Genomic DNA, 15523 nt, shown 5'->3' on the forward strand with positions numbered 1-15523 from the left:
CAATGCTCGTCGTGTGACGAGCGAGCCCGCCGGCCCCGCCGAGCCCGGCACCCTGCCTGAAATGGTTGCGCTGGCCAAGGTTGTTGCCCGGCAGCGTGCCGAGATGGACCGGCTGCGGGACCAGGCAGTCACGTCCGCCGTCCTGGAGCGGGCCAAGGGCGCGCTGATGGCGCTGAGCAGGTGCACTCCCGACGAGGCCGTCGAGGAGCTGCTGCGGCGGGCCAAGGCCGCCAACCGCACGCTGACGGAAGAGTGCTGGGTCGCCCTGGGCGGCCTGGTGCCCCCGGTGCACGGCGCCGTGCACGAACCCCGGCCCACCCTCGCCAGGCCCGGCGACCCGGCGCACGCAACCGGCGTCCCGACCACCCACCACAGGGCCGGCACCGAGGCAGACGCCGACGTCGACGGCACGAACGACGCCGAGGGCGCGGACGACGACTTGGCCGCCCTGGGCCGTCTCGGTGAGGCCCTGGTGGGTGTGCGCACCCCGCAGGAACTCGCCCGGTGCCTGCTGGAACACCTGGCGCCGGCCGCCGGTGCCGACGGGATCATGCTCTACCAGCAACTGGCCACCGGGGGCCTCGAACTCATCGGGCACGCCGGCATCGACGACACGCTCGCCGCCCAGTGGTGCCACGTGCCACCGCTGACCGGGGTGGCCGCGCTGGAGGCGCTGCGGGCACGGGATCCGCAGTGGCTGGAGGACATCGAGGCGGACCGGGAGCGGTACCTGCTCATCGGGGATCCGCCCGAGCGCTGGCGCTCCCGGGCCTGGTTGCCCCTGTCGGCAGGGAAGACCGCCGATGTCTGCCTCGGCGTCCTGCGCACCCGCGAGGGCGCCTTCACACCGTCGGTCCGGCGCCTGTTGCGGGCGGTGCCACGGCTGTGCGCCGGACCGCTGCGCTCGTTCGGTGCCCAGCAGGTACCGGCCGACGACACGACCGGGTCCGCACAGGCCGTGTTCGGTTCGCTGCCGGGTGTCGCGATCCTGGTGACCCCGCTGCGGACAGGGGCCTTGGGGGTCGAGGACTACCGCATCGACGCGGCGACGGCGGACACGGTCGACATCGTCGGTCGCGCCGGGGACGAGCTGGTCGGCCGCAGGATCCTGGAGTGCTTCCCGAGCATGGCCGGTGAGGAGTTGTGGCAGGGCTGCCTGCGCGCGCTCACCACCGGGGAGCCGTTCGAAAGCGAACCGTTCGCCAGCCAGGAGATCGTGTCCGGGGTCGCGGAACTCTCCCTGTACACCCTACGGGCGGCCCGGCTGGGCGACGGACTGGTGGTCACCTGGATCCGGCGCGAGTCCTCGGACCGACAGGAGCAGCGGCTGGCGGACGTGCAGCGGCTGGGCAATCTGGGCTGGGCGAACTGGAACCTGGTCACGCACGAGGGCAGCTGGTCGTCCCAGGTCTTCGCCATCTTCGACCGGGCCCCCGATCAGGGGACGATCCCCCTCGCCGAGCTCCCGGCCCACACCCTGCCCCAGGACGCGCCGGCCCTGGCCCGCGCCATCCGGGAACTGGTGGAGACGGGACGGGCGTTCGACGTGCCGTTCCGGATCCGGGCGGGCGGCGGGATCCGGCATCTGCGGGTCGTCGCCGAGGCACTCACGGACCTCGACGGCACGCCCGTCGAGGTGCACGGCTTCGTCCAGGACCTCACCGCGCAACGCAGCGTGGAACTCGCCCTGGTGGAGAGCGAGCAGCAGAACCTCACCCAGCACGGCGTGCTGCGCGCCGAGCGCACCCTGGCCGCCCGGCTCCAGCACGCGCTGCTGCCGCTGCCCACCAGGCCGGTGCGGCTGGCCGGGCTGCGCGTCGAGGTCGCCTATCTGCCCGCCCAGACGGGGCTGCATGTCGGCGGCGACTGGTTCAGCGCCATAGAACTGCCCGACGGCGACGCGCTGTTCGTGGTCGGCGACGTCGCCGGTCACGGCATCGACGCCGTCGCCACGATGGCCCAGCTCCGCTTCACCGCCAAGGGCATGGTCATCACCGGATCGTCCCTGACCGGCGCGCTGGCCCGGCTCAACACCCTGCTGCTGCACTCCCGGGACTCCCACGGCGCCGCGACCATGGTCCTGGCCCGCTACAGCCCGGGCAAGCGCCGTCTGGTGTGGGCGCAGGCGGGCCATCCTCCGCCGCTGCTGTTGCGCGACGGGGTCGTGCGCTACCTGGAGCGCCCACGCGGAATGCTGCTCGGTGCGAGCTCCTCGCCGCTCTACACGGAGTCGGAGTTCCGTCTGGAACCGGGCGACCGGCTCATCCTGTACACGGACGGTCTGGTGGAGCGGCCCGGGGAGAGCATCGACCTCGGCCTGGAGCGGCTCGCGGAGGCTGTCGTCAGCCACCACCCCGACGGGCTGGACTCCCTGGGACCGCTGCTCGCCGCCCTGCTCCGGGACGACCCGCGGGACGACGTCTGCGTCGTCGACATCCGGGTGCCGACCGAGCCGGAGTGACGGGCGGCGGCACCATGCCGCGCCCGCCGCGCTGTCACTCCTCGTCACGGTGTCGCCAGTACCAGACCACGCCCACCACGAGGGCCAGCAGGAATACGGCGGGCAGCACCAGGCCCGGGATACGGGAGCCGCTCATCGGCGTGGCCTTCGTTCAGGACGTACGGGGCCCCTGACGGGGGTGCGCCCATGCTGGCGTCCGCGGGGTGTTTTCGCCGTGGTTTTCCCCATCCGTTGCTTGATGTTCGAGTTCGCGGCGGGATCTCAGTCGGCCGGGTGACCGGGCGGGATCGTTTTCGCCTCGTCGAGTCGCAGCAGCGGTCCGTCGTCCGCGTCCTCCCGCGCGCCGGCCGCCACCGGGTCGAGGACGAAACCGACGTGGTCGCCCGCGTCGGCACGCAGCATGACGGTGCCGACGTACCAGGCCGCCGCGTCCCGCAGCACGATCGCTCCCTGTGGCCCCTCCTGCCAGCGGACGTGCTCGAACTTGTCCGTACGGTCGCCGGTGCGGGAGCCGAACAGCTCGGCCAGGTCCCGTTGTTCGCGGGTGAGCAGATGCACGCCGAGGTGTCGGGCCGAGCGGGCCACCCGGTAGGTGTGGTTCATCCTGGACAGCCACACCACGAAGCGCGCCGGGTTGATGGAGCACTGGGAGGAGAAGCCCACCAGACACCCGGCCCGCTCTCCGTCCGCGGTCGCGGTCACCACACACATGTCGGGGTTCAGCCGGTCGATGAACGCGTCCATGCCCGTCATACCGCTCCGCATCCGTTCGTCCTGTCACCCGCGGCCGGTGTCCCGGCCCCAGCCCATCACGGCACGGGTACCCACGCCGTCCGGAATGACATACCGGGCAGGAGAGGTCGTCCTGGCAGCCGCCGGCTCGTCCGCCTCAGGTACGGGACTCCAGGTCGCGGCGGGTGTCGTCGCCGTAGACGCCTGTCTCGTCGCCGCGGATGCCGTACCAGAGCTGGAAGCGGGCCACCGCCTCGGTCAGGGTGGCGTCGTAGCGGCCGCTGGTGGAGCCGTCGGTGTAGACGTCCGGGATGCGCAGCAGGCGCTGCTGGAGGTCGGTGACCTCGGGACCGTCGGCTCCTTCGCGGAGGGTTCCGGCGCCGTCGGGGTCGATCGCGCCGGACGGGGCGGTCGGCGTGGGCGCGGCCGACGTGGGTGCGGCGGGCGCGGCGGACGTCGGGACGGACGTCGGGGCGGATGGGGCGGGGGGCGGCGCGGCGGATGTGTCGCTGCGGCCGGGCAGCAGGAACGCGCAGCCGAAGCCGATCACCGCGGCGGCTGCGACGGCACCGACGACGGCCGAGCGACGCAGATGCCTTGGCCGGTCGCGGCGAGCCCCGCGTGCGGCCGGGCGCCGGACGGGCGCGACGGGTGGGAGTTCCTGTGTCTCCTCCTCGGCGTGCGGCGGCGTTGTGACCAGGGCCACCGACTCGTAGACGCGGTTCCGCTCCCGGTCGTCGGCGCCTCGCTGCTCTCGGTGGGGGGCGCCTGGCTGCTCCCGGTCCTGGGGGCCTGGCTGCTCCCGGTCGTAGATGCCGTTCTGCTCCCGGTACTCCCTGATCAGCTCGGCGAGGGCGTCGGTGCGGCGCGGACGCAGCACACGGATCGGTTCCAGGGGCTCCCTGTCCTGAGGCGAGCCCTGGTCGGGCGGTGTCGGCACGCTGCTCTCCTTCCGTCCCCTGCTCAGGGACCTGCGGCATCCCCCGGGGAGGGATACGTCGCGGTGGGGCGAGGAGTTCAGCGTCGGCCGCCCCGGTCGGCACAGAGCACTCAGTTCCCTCAGTCCACTGCACTGAGTGCCATCTGGTCCGACCAGGTGCTACGTTCCCGTCCATGAGCTCCAGCAGCGCGACGCCCCGCCGCGGTGAGAAGGCGCAGGCGGCGGCCGCGAAGCCGCCCATGCGGGACGCGCTCGTCGCGGCGGCCTTCCGACTGTTCCTGGAGCGGGGATACGAGCAGACCACCGTCGACGACATCGTGGCGCTCGCCGGGGTCGGCCGCCGGTCGTTCTTCCGCTACTTCCCCTCCAAGGAGGACGTGGTCTTCCCCGACCACGAGCGCTGTCTGGCCGACATGACGGAGTTCCTGGCCTCCGGCGACGACACCGAGGAACCCGTGGGGCGGGTCTGCGACGCGGCCCGGCTGGTGCTGCGGATGTACGCCGAGAACCCGACCTTCTCGGTCCAGCGCTACCGCCTCACCAAGAAGGTACCGGGCCTGCGCGCGTACGAGCTGTCCGTGGTGTGGCGCTACGAGCGTGCCCTCGCCGAGTACCTGCGGGCCCGGTTCGCGGGCCGGCCCGACGGCACCCTGCAGGCCGACGTGATCGCCGCCGCCGTGGTCGCGGCCCACAACAACGCGCTGCGGTCCTGGCTGCGTTCGGACGGCCAGGGCGACGCGAGCGCCACGGTCGACCACGCCCTCGGGTACGTGCGGTCGGCCTTCGGCGCCGCTCCGCAGCCGTTCGTCGCCGAGCAGCCCGAGGACGTGGTGGTCGTCGTCTCCCGGCGTGGGGCCCCGCTGTGGCGGGTGGTCCAGGAGATCGAGACCACGCTGGGGCGCGACTGACCGATCGCAGGGTGACCGACATCAGGGTCCGATTCAGGGACGAGATCAGTGTGACCGAGATCGGGGGTACGGAGTGCCTTTACGAGTGGCACTCAGTGCCATACGCTGGGCGCGTGCACGGTGGCACGGTGAGCCGGGCACGTGCGCGCACGGTGATCCGGGCGCGGGATTCCGGCCGAGTGCAGGGAGTTGACCAGCATGTACCACCCTTCAGGAAGCGTTGCTCGTCAGACAGCCGGTTCTGCCGCGGGCCTGCTGGAACCCAGGAGCGAGGCCCTGCGGAGCGCCGACAGCGAGGCCATCCTCTTCCAGCGCTGCACCTGGTGTGCCACCGCCATGTACCACCGACTGCTGTGCCCGGTCTGCCAGGGCAGCGATCTGCGGACGGAGCGCAGCGGCGGCACGGGGACGGTCCGCCACGCCACGGTGGTGCACCGCAACACTCCCGCCGCACGCAACGTGTCGCTGATCGAGATGTCGGAGGGCTTCGTCGTGCGCGGCCGGGTCATGGGCCCGCTCATCGGCATCCACAGCGGTGACCGGGTGCGACTGTCCACGGCTCAGGATCCGGTGCGCGGCGAGCCGGTCTTCCAACTGCTCGACGAGCCCTACCGGGCCTGGATCTGACGAACCCTCCTCCCCCTGCCCGGCCGTCCGGGAAACCTCCCTCACGCAGGTCACCCGCAGGCCTCGCACACGACAAGCCCTACCGCCGCCACACCCCCGGCACCAGGTCGCGCACCCGCACCGGCAGCCCCGACTCGAAGCACTGGTTGGCCGCCAGACCGACGGCCAGCGCGAGAGCGCCGTCCCGTTCGGTGGCCGTCGGGTGGGTTTCGGCCCCGGTGTCCGCCGGCTGTCCCGAGCCCACCGGCCCGAAGAGGGCGTCCAGCATGCGCGGGTCACCGCCCCCGTGGGCCTCGTGCGCGGTGACCAGCGGGACGTCGACCGGTGGCCGCCACAGCGGACGGAGGGTGAGACGGGCCCCGCCCGCGTGTTCGGCGGCCGTGTCGCCGTGCACCGCGCCGCTGCCCGAGGTGATCCGGCTGCGGGGCGGCTGCCAGCGGCTCTCCTCCACCTCCAGCTCCAGTCGGCCCGCGCTGCCGTTGAACATCACCCGGTAGCCCTCCCACGGGGAGTACGCGGTGAGGTGGTACGTCATCGTGGCGCCCCGGGCGTAGCGGACCAGGACGGCCATGTCGTCCTCGATGGTCACGGGGCCGCCGAAGACGTTGCGGTCGCGGACGTATCCGTTGTCGGGTTCGGCGTCCAGGTAGAGGGCGCGCAGGGTGTCGTCGGCGGTGAGGTCCAGCGCGAAGGGGTCGTCGGCGGCCGGCGCGGCGTCATGGGCGCGGTCGTAGTCACGGCGCAGTCCGTGCCGGGCGCCCGCCTCGGGGCCGTAGAAGCCGAGTCGCCCGTAGCCGAAGACGTCCTGCGGCTCGTCGGCGAGCCACCAGTTGACCAGGTCGAAGTGGTGGCCGGACTTGTGCACCATGAGGCCGCCGCTTCGGTGCTTGTCCCGGTGCCAGCGGCGGAAGTAGTCGGCACCGTGCCGTACGTCGAGCAGCCACTCGAAGTGGACGGACAGGACCTCGCCTATCGCGCCGTCGGCGAGCATCGCGCGGACCTTCTCGTGGACGGGGTTGAAGCGGTAGTTGAAGGCCACGGTCAGGGAGTTCTCGGTGTCCCGGACCGTGTCGAGGATGCGGGCACAGCGGTCCGCGTCGACCGTCATCGGTTTCTCGGTGACCACCCGGCAGCCGGCGTTCAGGGCCGGGACGATGAAGCGGTCGTGCTCGGCGTCGACCGTGGTGACGACGACCTCGTCGATGTCCTCCGCGGCCAGCATGTCGCTGAAGCGGTCAGGCTCCCACGTCGTGGCGACGGGTTCACCGGCCGCGGTCAGCAGTGAATTGTGGAAGGCCATCCGGGTGGGGCTGGGATCGCAGAGGGCGGCGACGCGGTGGCCGGGGCGTTCGGCCAGGGCCCGGGTGAACAGCTGGGCGCGGTGGCCGGTGCCGACGACGGCGGCGCGGTGACGGGTGGTTCGACTCATGGAAAGCGCTTCCCCAAGGGTGGGGCCGCCTAGTCCTCGACTCCCCCGCGACTCGATCGCGTCATCGGTCACCGACGAGTTCCGCTCCACAGACAACCCACAGCGAGCCCTGCCCGTCCTCCGTGACGCGAGGCCTCAGTGGCGAACGGGGCGCCTGGGCCCGCGAGTTGCGCCGCGTATACGGCAAGTGGTGGGCGACCGGCGGCTGATGGCGCGTCGCTGGTCCGCTCGGTGAGTTACGAGGAGGGGACATTGATCCGTGCCCGGCGAATATGTGTGACCGCCGTGGCGGTACTGGCGGCCCTGGCGGGGTCACCCGGACCGGCCCAGGCTCAGCAGCCGCCCGGAGCGGGGCCGTCCAGTGCCGCGACCGCCGACCGCGGGCTTCCGCCGGGTTGGCGGTTCAGCGGGGAGGGCACCGAGCGCGAGCTGGTCTGGCGTGCGCCCGATCGCGTGCCCATGGGAGACGCGCGCGTCGAGTTCCACGCCGGTGACCGGCTGCTCGGGCTGCCGACCGCGGGGAAGGACGGGCGGACCTTCCGTCTGGACCTCGACGAAGCCCGGACGTCCAACCTGACGGACCTTCATGTCTGGTCCGGGGGAAGGCAGTTGGACGCTCCCCCAGACCCGGCCGGCAGGCTCCGTGGGCGGGACTCCCGGGCCGCCGCGCAGCCGCCCGCCCCGCTCCCGGCGGGCGCCGTCGACCCCGGAAAGCCCGGCTCGTACCGCACGGTCAGCGGGGAGTACCAGCTCGACCCGGTACGGCTGCCCGGCCTTGCCGTGCCGGTCGAGATGCGCGCCGAGGTGGTCGCCCCCAAGGGAGCCACCGGCAGCCGCCCGCTCGCGCTCTTCCTGCACGGCCGCCACCCCACCTGCTACCAGCCGGGGGGCACCGAGGACGACGTGAACATCGACTGGCCCTGCCCGGCCGGTACGACCGAGATCCCCAGCCACAAGGGCTATCTGCGCGACCAGAAGCTGCTCGCCTCCCAGGGCTATGTCACCGTGTCGATCTCGGCCAACGGCATCAACGGCCAGGACGGGGACCTCGAGGACGCCGGCGCCCAGGCGCGCTCCTCGCTGGTGCGGCGGCATCTCGGCCGCTGGGCCGAGTGGACCGCCCACCCGGGCACGGCACCGGCCGTCGTACGCGCCGCGCCGAAGGCCGACCTGTCCCGGGTGCTGCTCGTCGGGCACTCCCGCGGCGGCGAGGGCGTGAACCGGGCCGCCATGGACAGCCTCTACCCGCCGCCCGCCGACCAGGACGGCTACCGCGGCCGGGTGCGCTGGCACATCCGCGGAAATGTGCTCATCGGGCCGACGATCTTCGGCCAGAACCCGGTCGCGGACGTGCCGTCGATGACGATCCTGCCCGGCTGCGACGGTGACGTCTCCGATCTGCAGGGCGAGGTCTACGTGGACGGGACCCGCGGGGTGAGCCGGGGCACGGCCCTGCACAGCGCCGTGTACATGATCGGCGCCAACCACAACTACTTCAACAGCGAGTGGACCCCTGGGCAGTCCGTGGCCCCTTCCTGGGACGACTTCTGGGAGGACGAGGAGCAGCCCGATCAGCCCCGGGACCCGCTGTGCTCGGCGGACGCCCCGGCCCGGCTGACCGCCGACCAGCAGCACAAGGCCGGCGCCACCTACATCGCCGCCGCGGCCCGGCTGTTCGTCGCCGGGGACGACAAGGTGCGCCCGCTTGTCGACGGCTCGGGCCGCCGAGCACCCTCGGCGGATCCCGCCCGCGTCCTTACGCATGCCGTCGGCGCCAAAAGGGGCGCCGGGTTCCTGCCCGACGGGCCGGTCACGGTGACCGGCGGACGGCTCTGCTCGGCGGTGGACCCCGATCCGGCGGTCGCCTGTCTGGGCCCGGAGAGTGCCGCCGTCTCCCCGCACTTCGCACGATGGGACACGGACCGTGAGACCGCGCGCCGTGCCGTGGCGCTTTCGTGGTCGTCGCCCGGTTCGGTGACGCGAGTGCGTCCCGCCACGCCGCTGTCCCTCTCCGGCGCCAAGGACCTGGCGCTGCGGGTGATCGTGCCGCCGAACACCACCGGCACACAGCTCGACGTGGCCCTCGCCGACTCCTCCGGCCGACGGGCCACCGTCGGACGGGTCCGGGTCGACGGGCTCCCGGGCAGCGACCGTACGGCGTCCTACTGGGCCCGCGAGGTGCGGGTCCCGCTCACCGCCGCCGCACGGGCGGGGCTCGACCTCAAGCACGTCAAGTCCCTTGAGTTGACGCCGCGTTCAGGGTCGGGGCACGCCTGGCTGATGGACGCCTGGGGTTGGCGGCCGGGCACGCCCGCGGTCCGGGAGGCCGCGCTGCCGCGCGTGGACATCGGCCGCGTGTCGGTGCGGGAGGGCGACTCGGGCGTCCGGACCTACCGCGTTCCGGTGCGGGTGGCCGGACAGGGCAGCGGTCAGGTGCGCGTGTACGTCAGCGACCCGGTCACCGACACCGCCGAGGACCGCCTCGTGACCGTGCGGCCCGGCCGCCGGGACATCGACGTACCGGTGCGGGTGGAGGGCAACACCCGCTACTCGGACGACCGGCGGTACGACGTCGCGGTGAAGGCGGTCCGCAACGCGGTCGTCGGTTCACCGCACGGCGGGGTCACCGTGCGGAACGACGACCGGTTTCCGACGGTGAGCGCGAAGCCGCTCGCGGACCGGGTGACCGAGGGGCAGCCCCTGAGGTGGCGGCTGTCCCTGTCCGAGGCCGCGGACGTGGAGATCTGGCCCTTCTTCGTGGCGGCCCCGGTCACCGAGGGCTCGGAGCTGTCCACCAAGGACGTCGACCCGCAGTGGCTGACGGACACCTTCGGCCTCGACCCGGACCCGGAGCGCCCGCTGTCCCAGGCGGACTACGTGTATCTGCAGGCGCCCGTGCCGGTCGGTGAGACCGGCACGGAGGTGACCCTCCCCACCGTGACGGACGCGGTGTCCGAACCCGCCGAGTCCGTGCGCTTCCGGTTCGGCGACGAGTCGGGGCAGCCTCAGGAGGGCGGGCCCCAGCTGACCGGCACGGTGCTGGACGCGCCGTAGTCCGACGAGCGCGTGGGGCGGGCCGCACGGTCCGCCCCACGCGTCACGGCTCCAGGGTCACCCGGATACCGACCGTCCCGTCCAGGCCTCGGCGCAGCTTGCTGCCCAGCAGGCTGAGACGGCCGAGGATCCCGTACTTGCGGGCGAGGAGCTCGCGGTAGCGGGCGGTGGTCGCCGCGTCGGTGATCTCGGCGGTGGCGGGGAGCTGGTCGCCGGTCGGATTCCCCCGCACGTCACAGGGGCCGACCAGCACATCGCCGCGCGCCCGGATCCGCTTCACCTTCCAGGAGTCGGCCACCGTCCACACGCCGAGCGTGTCGCCGTCGCGCACCACCCACACCGGGGTGGCGACCGAGGTGCCGTTCCTCCGAAAGCTGGTGACCAGCAGATACTTGCCCGAGCCCAGGCGTCCGAGCGGCGTGTCGTCCATGGCGGGAGTCTAGTCCCGCGGCGACCGCGACGGGGCAGGTCAGGTCCGGCCGAGCGCCGCCGCCATCCGTCGTACCGCCTCCTCGAGGATCTCCGGGGAGGTCGCCAGGTTCAGGCGGACGTGTCCCGCGCCGCCCGTGCCGAAGGGGAGCCCGGAACTGAGGGCCACCCGGCCGCGGCGCAGGAAGGTGTCCGCCGGATCGTCGCCGAGACCGAGGGCACGGCAGTCGAGCCAGGCGAGATACGTCGCCTCGCCGGGACGACAGGTGATCTCCGGGAGACGGGCGCCGAGCAACTCGGCGAGCAGGCGCCGGTTGTCGTCGAGGCCGGCGAGCAGGGCGTCCAGCCAGGGGGTGCCGTCCCGCAGGGCGGCGGTGTGGGCGAGGACACCGACGTGGCTCGGGCCGTGCCCGACCTCTTCGGGCAGCCGCGCGAGGTCGGCGGCGGCCTCGGATCCGGCGACGGCGAGTGCGGCCTTCAGCCCGGCGAGGTTCCACCCCTTGGACGCCGACATCAGTGACAGCCCGCTCTCCCCGCCCGGCACGCTGAGGTACGGCACGAAGCGCACGCCGGCGGCGAGGACCGGCGCGTGGATCTCGTCGGCGACGACACGCACGCCGTACCGGTCGGCCAGGGCGGCGACGGCGGTGAGCTCGTCGGCGGTGTGCACGGTGCCCGTCGGGTTGTGCGGACTGCACAGCAGGTAGGCGGCCGTCCGCCCGCCGGCCACCGCCCGCTGGAAGGTCTCCTCCAGGATGTCGAGGTCGATCCGGCCGTCCGGGCCCAGTGGCGCCTCGGCCACCCGCCGGTCCATGTGCTCGATGAACGGGAAGAACGGCGGATACACGGGCGGGTTCACGACCACCTGATCGCCGGGCCCGGTGACCAGCTCGATCATCTCGACGACGCCGAGCATCACGTCGGGCACGATCGCGGTGCGGTCCACCGCGAGCCCGTCCCAGCCCCACCGCCGGTCGGCGAACTCGGCGAGCGCCTCGGCGTACGCGGTCCCGGCGGGGTAGCCGGTGTCGCCGAGCGCGAGCGCGTCGGTGACCGCGCGGACGACGGGCTCGGCGAGCGGCACGTCCATCTCGGCCACCCACAGGGGCAGCACGTCCTCGGGATAGGTGCGCCACTTCATGCTGGTACGACGTCGGAGGCGGTCGAGGGTGAGGACGCGCAGCGGATTCGGTTCACCGGACGGTTCGTGCGGGATCCTGGTCATGGGCACAAGATAGGGGGCTCGGGCGTGACCTGGAGTGACGAGGACGGTGCACGGGAAGCGATGTCGGCGGCGACGGGCGGGCTCCTGGAGGTCGCCTGCGACGAGTCGGGTTCGGACGGGGAGAACCTCACCGGCGGGAACACCGACGTGTTCGCGCACGCGAGTGTGCGGCTGCCCGTCGCGCACGCCGCGGCGGCCGTGCAGGAGATCCGGGACCGGATCCGCTCCCCGGCGGAGGAGTACAAGGCGAACCATCTGCTGCGGGAGAAACACCGGGCGGTGCTGGAGTGGCTGCTCGCACCGGCCGGCCCGATCCATGGGCGCGCCCATGTGCACCTCACCGAGAAGACCTTCTTCGTCGTGGACCGTGCGGTCGACCTGCTGCTCGGCCCCGGATCGGCGCAGACCGAGGCCGTCACGCTGTACCGCGCGGGCCGGGGCGCGTTCGGCGACGAGCGGTGGCGGGAGTTCCTGGCGGCGGCCAACCAGCTGCTGCGGGTCAGGAACGACGGGGAGCCGCAGGCGCCCGTCGAGGCCTTCTTCCGTGAGGTCGACGCGCTGCGGGAGGCGCAACCCGGTGCCGGCGTGCCGGACCTCCTCGACCGGCTCGCGTCGGCCCGGCCCCGCGCCGTCGCCTACCGGGCGGGCCTGGGGGACGGCCCCACCCTGGTCCCGGTCCTCAATCCGCTGCTGCCCGCCATCGTCGCCACGGCGGCCCACTGGAGCGCGGGCGGCAGGCCGGTGCGGCTGGTCCACGACCGGCAGAACATGCTGACCCCGGAACGTATCGCCTGGATCGCCACGATGACCCGTCGGGCGGGGGTGGGCCTGGCTGGGCTCACACTGGTGGAGGCGCGCCGGGATCCGCGGGTGCAGGTCGCCGACTTCCTCGCCGGCATCGCCCGCAAGATCGCCTCGGACGAACTGAACGGGCGTGCCGATCCCCCGCTGACCGCCCTGCTGCGGCCCTATGTCGGTGCGACGTCCGTGTGGGGCGACGAGCGCAGCCGGCTGAGTCTGGTTCCGGTCGGCGAGGAGAGATCACCCGTGGCGTGAACACCCCCGGCCCCGCCCACGTATGGAAGGAGGGTGCGCAACGACGGGAGCGCCCCGCGGTGTTGACGAGTTCGGGGTTCGGGAGCCATGCATGAGGCACGCACGACGAAGGGTCGTCCGGCGAGTGACACGACTGGCGGCCGTCGGCGGACTCCTCCTGGGAGGGACCATGGTCACGCGGGCCATGGCCAGTGAGCCTCCCGCCACCACTGTTCCGCGGACCTTCGCGCAGGAGGCCGGGGACATGACCTCGGGTCTTGTCTCACGGCTCGGTCCGTCCCGCACGGCGGGAACCTGGATCGGCGCCGACGGCCGGCCGGTGGTCGCGGTCACCGACAAGGACGCGGCGGCCGAGGTCCAGCAGGCGGGCGCCACGGCGAAGGTCGTGTCGCACAGCATGAACGAGCTCAAGTCGGCGACCACGACGCTGCGTTCGGCACCCAGGGTGGCGGGCACGGCGTGGTCGATGGACTACAAGACCAACGAGATCGTGGTACGGGGGGACAGAACGGTCTCGGCCGACGACTGGTCGCGGATGACGCGGATGGCGAGCGGGATCGGCGGCTTCGTGCGTATGGAGCGCACCGAGGGCACCTTCACGACCCGGGTCAACGGCGCGCAGGCGATCCTGTCGACCGGCGGACGCTGCTCGGCGGGCTTCAACGTGACCAACGGGCAGAGCGACTTCATCCTCACCGCCGGGCACTGCGGTCCCACCGGCTCCATCTGGTTCGAGGACTCCAAGGCCACCAAGCGGGTGGGCAAGACGGTCACGCAGAGCTTCCCCGGCAATGACTTCTCCCTGGTGCAGTACGCCGACGGGAAGGCGGGTGACGGCGCCGCCGTGGTGTCCATCGGGGACGGCAAGGGGGTGCAGATCACGGGCGCCGCCGATCCGGAGGTCGGCCAGCGGGTGTTCCGCAGCGGCAGCACCAGCGGGCTGCGGGACGGCGAGGTGACGGCGCTGAACGCGACGGTGAACTATCCCGAGGGCACCGTCACCGGCCTGATCGAGACGAACGTGTGCGCCGAACCCGGCGACAGCGGCGGCCCGATGTTCTCCGAGGGGGTCGCGCTCGGGCTGACCTCGGGCGGCAGCGGCGACTGCACGACCGGCGGTACGACGTTCTTCGAGCCGGTGACGGAGGCGCTGGCGGATCTCAACGTCAAGTTGCTGGTGGCGACACCGGCCGCCGGCTCGGGCGGTCCGGCGCCGACCGCGTCGGGCGCGCGGGGCGCGGCCGGTTCGGCCTCGCCCGGCTCCACGGTGGCGGGGGGCGCGAACGACGAGTCGCTGCTGTCCAGGCTGACGGACAGCCGGAACATGGGGCCGGGACTGCTGGTCATCGCGGGCAGTCTGGTCGCCCTGGCGGCCACCCGGTACATCCGCTCCGAGCAGGACCGCAAGGCGTACCGGCAGTACTACTCGGCCACGTGGAACTGATCTCGGCCATGGCGGGCCCGGCCTCATCCGATGGTCAGCAGGACGGTGGCCACGGCGGCTCCGAGCAGGCCGGTGGTCTGCCGTGGGGTGATCTTCTCGTGCAGCAGGGCGAGTCCCAGGACCACCGGGAGGGCCGGGTACAGGGAGGCCAGGACCACGGCGACGGCCAGCATCTGGCGCTGCGCGGCGAGCAGGTACAGGACGAGACCGAGGGCGGCCCCCGCCCCGACCATCAGCGCCTGGAGGAGCGCCGCCGGTGGCATCCTCAGCCGGCCGGTGTGCCGGGCCGCGCCCGGCAGCAGGACGAGGACGGCGGCCAACCGGCCCGCCGCCACCGGCCACAGTCCGCTGGACGCGTCGGCCTGAGCCAGGGCGATGTACTGCACGGCGACGCCGGCACTGGCCAGCAGGCCGTCCGCCGCTCCGCCGCCGGCGCTCTCGCCGTCCTCGGTGCCCGCGCCGCCGGAGACCAGCCAGAGCGCGGGCGCCGTGACGACGATGCCCACCCAGGCCAGGAGTGCGGGCCGGTCCCCGAGGAGCACCCCGCACAGCACGGACAGGGCGACGCCGGTGACCGCGCTCACGGGCACCACGACGCTCATCGCCCCGTGGCTCAGGCCGCGGTTGAGGAAGTGCATGGCGGTGGCGCTGCCGACGCCGGAGAGCGCGCCCCACAGGATGTCCGCGGAGTGTACGGAGTCGGCGGGCAGCATCAGCGCGGCGGCGCAGGCGAGGACGAGCCCGCCCAGTTGGCCGAGGGCGGTGACGGCGGCGAAGTGGACTCGGCGGGACAGGAGACCGCCTGCGAAGTCGACGATGCCGTAGGTGACGGCCGAGGCGAGAGCGAGGAGAGGGCCCATCCGGTCAGGGGTGCCCCGGGGGCGGGGTCCCATACCGGGCGACGGCCGTGGGCAGCGGCCTCAGGCGGGGTCAGCGGCGGTGTTCAGGCCGCCTTCACCGACTGGGGGCCGCGGCGGCCCACTCGAGGACGAGGCGCCGGTATTCCTCGCGCTGCTCGCCGTTCAGTGTCCCGCCCGACCGGAGCCACAGAGCCCGGATCTCCTCGTTGACCTCGTCAGCCGAACGTTCGGTAGCGGGTTCAACACTGGTGGACATGATGTGAAGCATACGGTTCCGGAGGTGAAGGCGATGTGAGTAATCACGAGCCAATCAGACATTCCGGACAGTGTTACTGATCACGTCTCATCTACCGACTCC

13 protein-coding genes are annotated in these 15523 nt (G+C 72.8%); 6 read left to right on the top strand and 7 right to left on the bottom strand.

The window, feature by feature from the left end; translation table 11 throughout:
- Positions 1 to 61: 61 nt before the first annotated feature.
- Complete coding sequence (locus tag ABZ027_RS24950; protein ID WP_356772058.1) at positions 62 to 2461, top strand: SpoIIE family protein phosphatase; 2400 nt, start codon at positions 62 to 64, stop codon at positions 2459 to 2461.
- A 261-nt stretch (positions 2462 to 2722) separates the two neighbouring features.
- Here the strand turns inward: ABZ027_RS24950 and ABZ027_RS24955 are convergent, their stop codons facing one another.
- Positions 2723 to 3214 (bottom strand): flavin reductase family protein, encoded by a 492-nt coding sequence (locus tag ABZ027_RS24955; protein ID WP_356772060.1) that lies wholly within the window; start codon positions 3212 to 3214, stop codon positions 2723 to 2725.
- A 136-nt stretch (positions 3215 to 3350) separates the two neighbouring features.
- A complete protein-coding gene (locus ABZ027_RS24960; protein ID WP_356771956.1) occupies positions 3351 to 4133 on the bottom strand; it encodes a peptidoglycan-binding domain-containing protein in 783 nt (260 codons plus the stop codon).
- Positions 4134 to 4306: 173 nt separating this feature from the next.
- Here ABZ027_RS24960 and ABZ027_RS24965 point away from each other — a divergent pair, with 173 nt between their 5' ends.
- Both ABZ027_RS24965 and ABZ027_RS24970 read left to right on the top strand, forming a co-directional pair.
- Positions 4307 to 5041, top strand: coding sequence for a TetR family transcriptional regulator (locus ABZ027_RS24965; RefSeq protein WP_356771958.1), 735 nt, complete (start codon positions 4307 to 4309; stop codon positions 5039 to 5041).
- Between the two features lie 198 nt (positions 5042 to 5239).
- On the top strand, positions 5240 to 5668 hold the full coding sequence (locus tag ABZ027_RS24970) for a zinc ribbon domain-containing protein (protein ID WP_356771960.1): 429 nt from the start codon (positions 5240 to 5242) through the stop codon (positions 5666 to 5668).
- A 79-nt stretch (positions 5669 to 5747) separates the two neighbouring features.
- Here the strand turns inward: ABZ027_RS24970 and ABZ027_RS24975 are convergent, their stop codons facing one another.
- Positions 5748 to 7097 carry a Gfo/Idh/MocA family oxidoreductase gene (locus tag ABZ027_RS24975; RefSeq protein WP_356771962.1) on the bottom strand — a complete coding sequence of 450 codons (1350 nt, stop codon included), beginning with the start codon at positions 7095 to 7097 and terminating at the stop codon, positions 5748 to 5750.
- A gap of 252 nt (positions 7098 to 7349) precedes the next feature.
- Here ABZ027_RS24975 and ABZ027_RS24980 point away from each other — a divergent pair, with 252 nt between their 5' ends.
- Positions 7350 to 10151, top strand: a complete 2802-nt coding sequence (locus tag ABZ027_RS24980; protein ID WP_356771964.1) for a hypothetical protein — start codon at positions 7350 to 7352, stop codon at positions 10149 to 10151.
- A 43-nt stretch (positions 10152 to 10194) separates the two neighbouring features.
- Here the strand turns inward: ABZ027_RS24980 and ABZ027_RS24985 are convergent, their stop codons facing one another.
- Together ABZ027_RS24985 and ABZ027_RS24990 are read right to left on the bottom strand one after the other, a co-directional pair.
- Positions 10195 to 10581, bottom strand: a complete 387-nt coding sequence (locus ABZ027_RS24985; RefSeq protein WP_356771966.1) for a PPOX class F420-dependent oxidoreductase — start codon at positions 10579 to 10581, stop codon at positions 10195 to 10197.
- A gap of 39 nt (positions 10582 to 10620) precedes the next feature.
- A complete protein-coding gene (locus tag ABZ027_RS24990; RefSeq protein WP_356771968.1) occupies positions 10621 to 11805 on the bottom strand; it encodes an aminotransferase class I/II-fold pyridoxal phosphate-dependent enzyme in 1185 nt (394 codons plus the stop codon).
- A 60-nt stretch (positions 11806 to 11865) separates the two neighbouring features.
- On the opposite strand from ABZ027_RS24990, the gene ABZ027_RS24995 reads away from it, so the two are divergent.
- Together ABZ027_RS24995 and ABZ027_RS25000 are read left to right on the top strand one after the other, a co-directional pair.
- Positions 11866 to 12861: a hypothetical protein gene (locus tag ABZ027_RS24995; protein WP_356772062.1), complete on the top strand. Its 996-nt coding sequence runs from the start codon at positions 11866 to 11868 to the stop codon at positions 12859 to 12861.
- A 91-nt stretch (positions 12862 to 12952) separates the two neighbouring features.
- Positions 12953 to 14305: a S1 family peptidase gene (locus ABZ027_RS25000; protein ID WP_356771970.1), complete on the top strand. Its 1353-nt coding sequence runs from the start codon at positions 12953 to 12955 to the stop codon at positions 14303 to 14305.
- Between the two features lie 23 nt (positions 14306 to 14328).
- On the opposite strand, the gene ABZ027_RS25005 is transcribed toward ABZ027_RS25000, so the two are convergent.
- On the bottom strand, positions 14329 to 15165 hold the full coding sequence (locus ABZ027_RS25005; RefSeq protein WP_356771972.1) for a DMT family transporter: 837 nt from the start codon (positions 15163 to 15165) through the stop codon (positions 14329 to 14331).
- A 94-nt stretch (positions 15166 to 15259) separates the two neighbouring features.
- The gene (locus tag ABZ027_RS25010; RefSeq protein ID WP_356772064.1) at positions 15260 to 15421 is read right to left on the bottom strand and encodes a hypothetical protein; all 162 of its coding nucleotides are present in this window, start codon (positions 15419 to 15421) and stop codon (positions 15260 to 15262) included.
- Between the last annotated feature and the right edge of the window lie 102 nt (positions 15422 to 15523).

It is taken from the genome of Streptomyces sp. NPDC006332 (assembly GCF_040612855.1).
In the GTDB taxonomy this organism is placed as follows: Bacteria; Actinomycetota; Actinomycetes; order Streptomycetales; family Streptomycetaceae; genus Streptomyces.

Bases quoted from the DNA above. Each gene is read 5' to 3' on its own strand.
- ABZ027_RS24970 (WP_356771960.1), top strand. From the start codon at position 5,240: ATGTACCACCCTTCAGGAAGCGTTGCTCGTCAGACAGCCGGTTCTGCC.
- ABZ027_RS24995 (WP_356772062.1), top strand. From the start codon at position 11,866: ATGTCGGCGGCGACGGGCGGGCTCCTGGAGGTCGCCTGCGACGAGTCG.
- ABZ027_RS25005 (WP_356771972.1), bottom strand. From the start codon at position 15,165: ATGGGCCCTCTCCTCGCTCTCGCCTCGGCCGTCACCTACGGCATCGTC.
- ABZ027_RS24985 (WP_356771966.1), bottom strand. From the start codon at position 10,581: ATGGACGACACGCCGCTCGGACGCCTGGGCTCGGGCAAGTATCTGCTG.
- ABZ027_RS24955 (WP_356772060.1), bottom strand. From the start codon at position 3,214: ATGACGGGCATGGACGCGTTCATCGACCGGCTGAACCCCGACATGTGT.
- ABZ027_RS25010 (WP_356772064.1), bottom strand. From the start codon at position 15,421: ATGTCCACCAGTGTTGAACCCGCTACCGAACGTTCGGCTGACGAGGTC.
- ABZ027_RS24990 (WP_356771968.1), bottom strand. From the start codon at position 11,805: ATGACCAGGATCCCGCACGAACCGTCCGGTGAACCGAATCCGCTGCGC.
- ABZ027_RS24975 (WP_356771962.1), bottom strand. From the start codon at position 7,097: ATGAGTCGAACCACCCGTCACCGCGCCGCCGTCGTCGGCACCGGCCAC.
- ABZ027_RS25000 (WP_356771970.1), top strand. From the start codon at position 12,953: ATGAGGCACGCACGACGAAGGGTCGTCCGGCGAGTGACACGACTGGCG.
- ABZ027_RS24950 (WP_356772058.1), top strand. From the start codon at position 62: ATGGTTGCGCTGGCCAAGGTTGTTGCCCGGCAGCGTGCCGAGATGGAC.
- ABZ027_RS24965 (WP_356771958.1), top strand. From the start codon at position 4,307: ATGAGCTCCAGCAGCGCGACGCCCCGCCGCGGTGAGAAGGCGCAGGCG.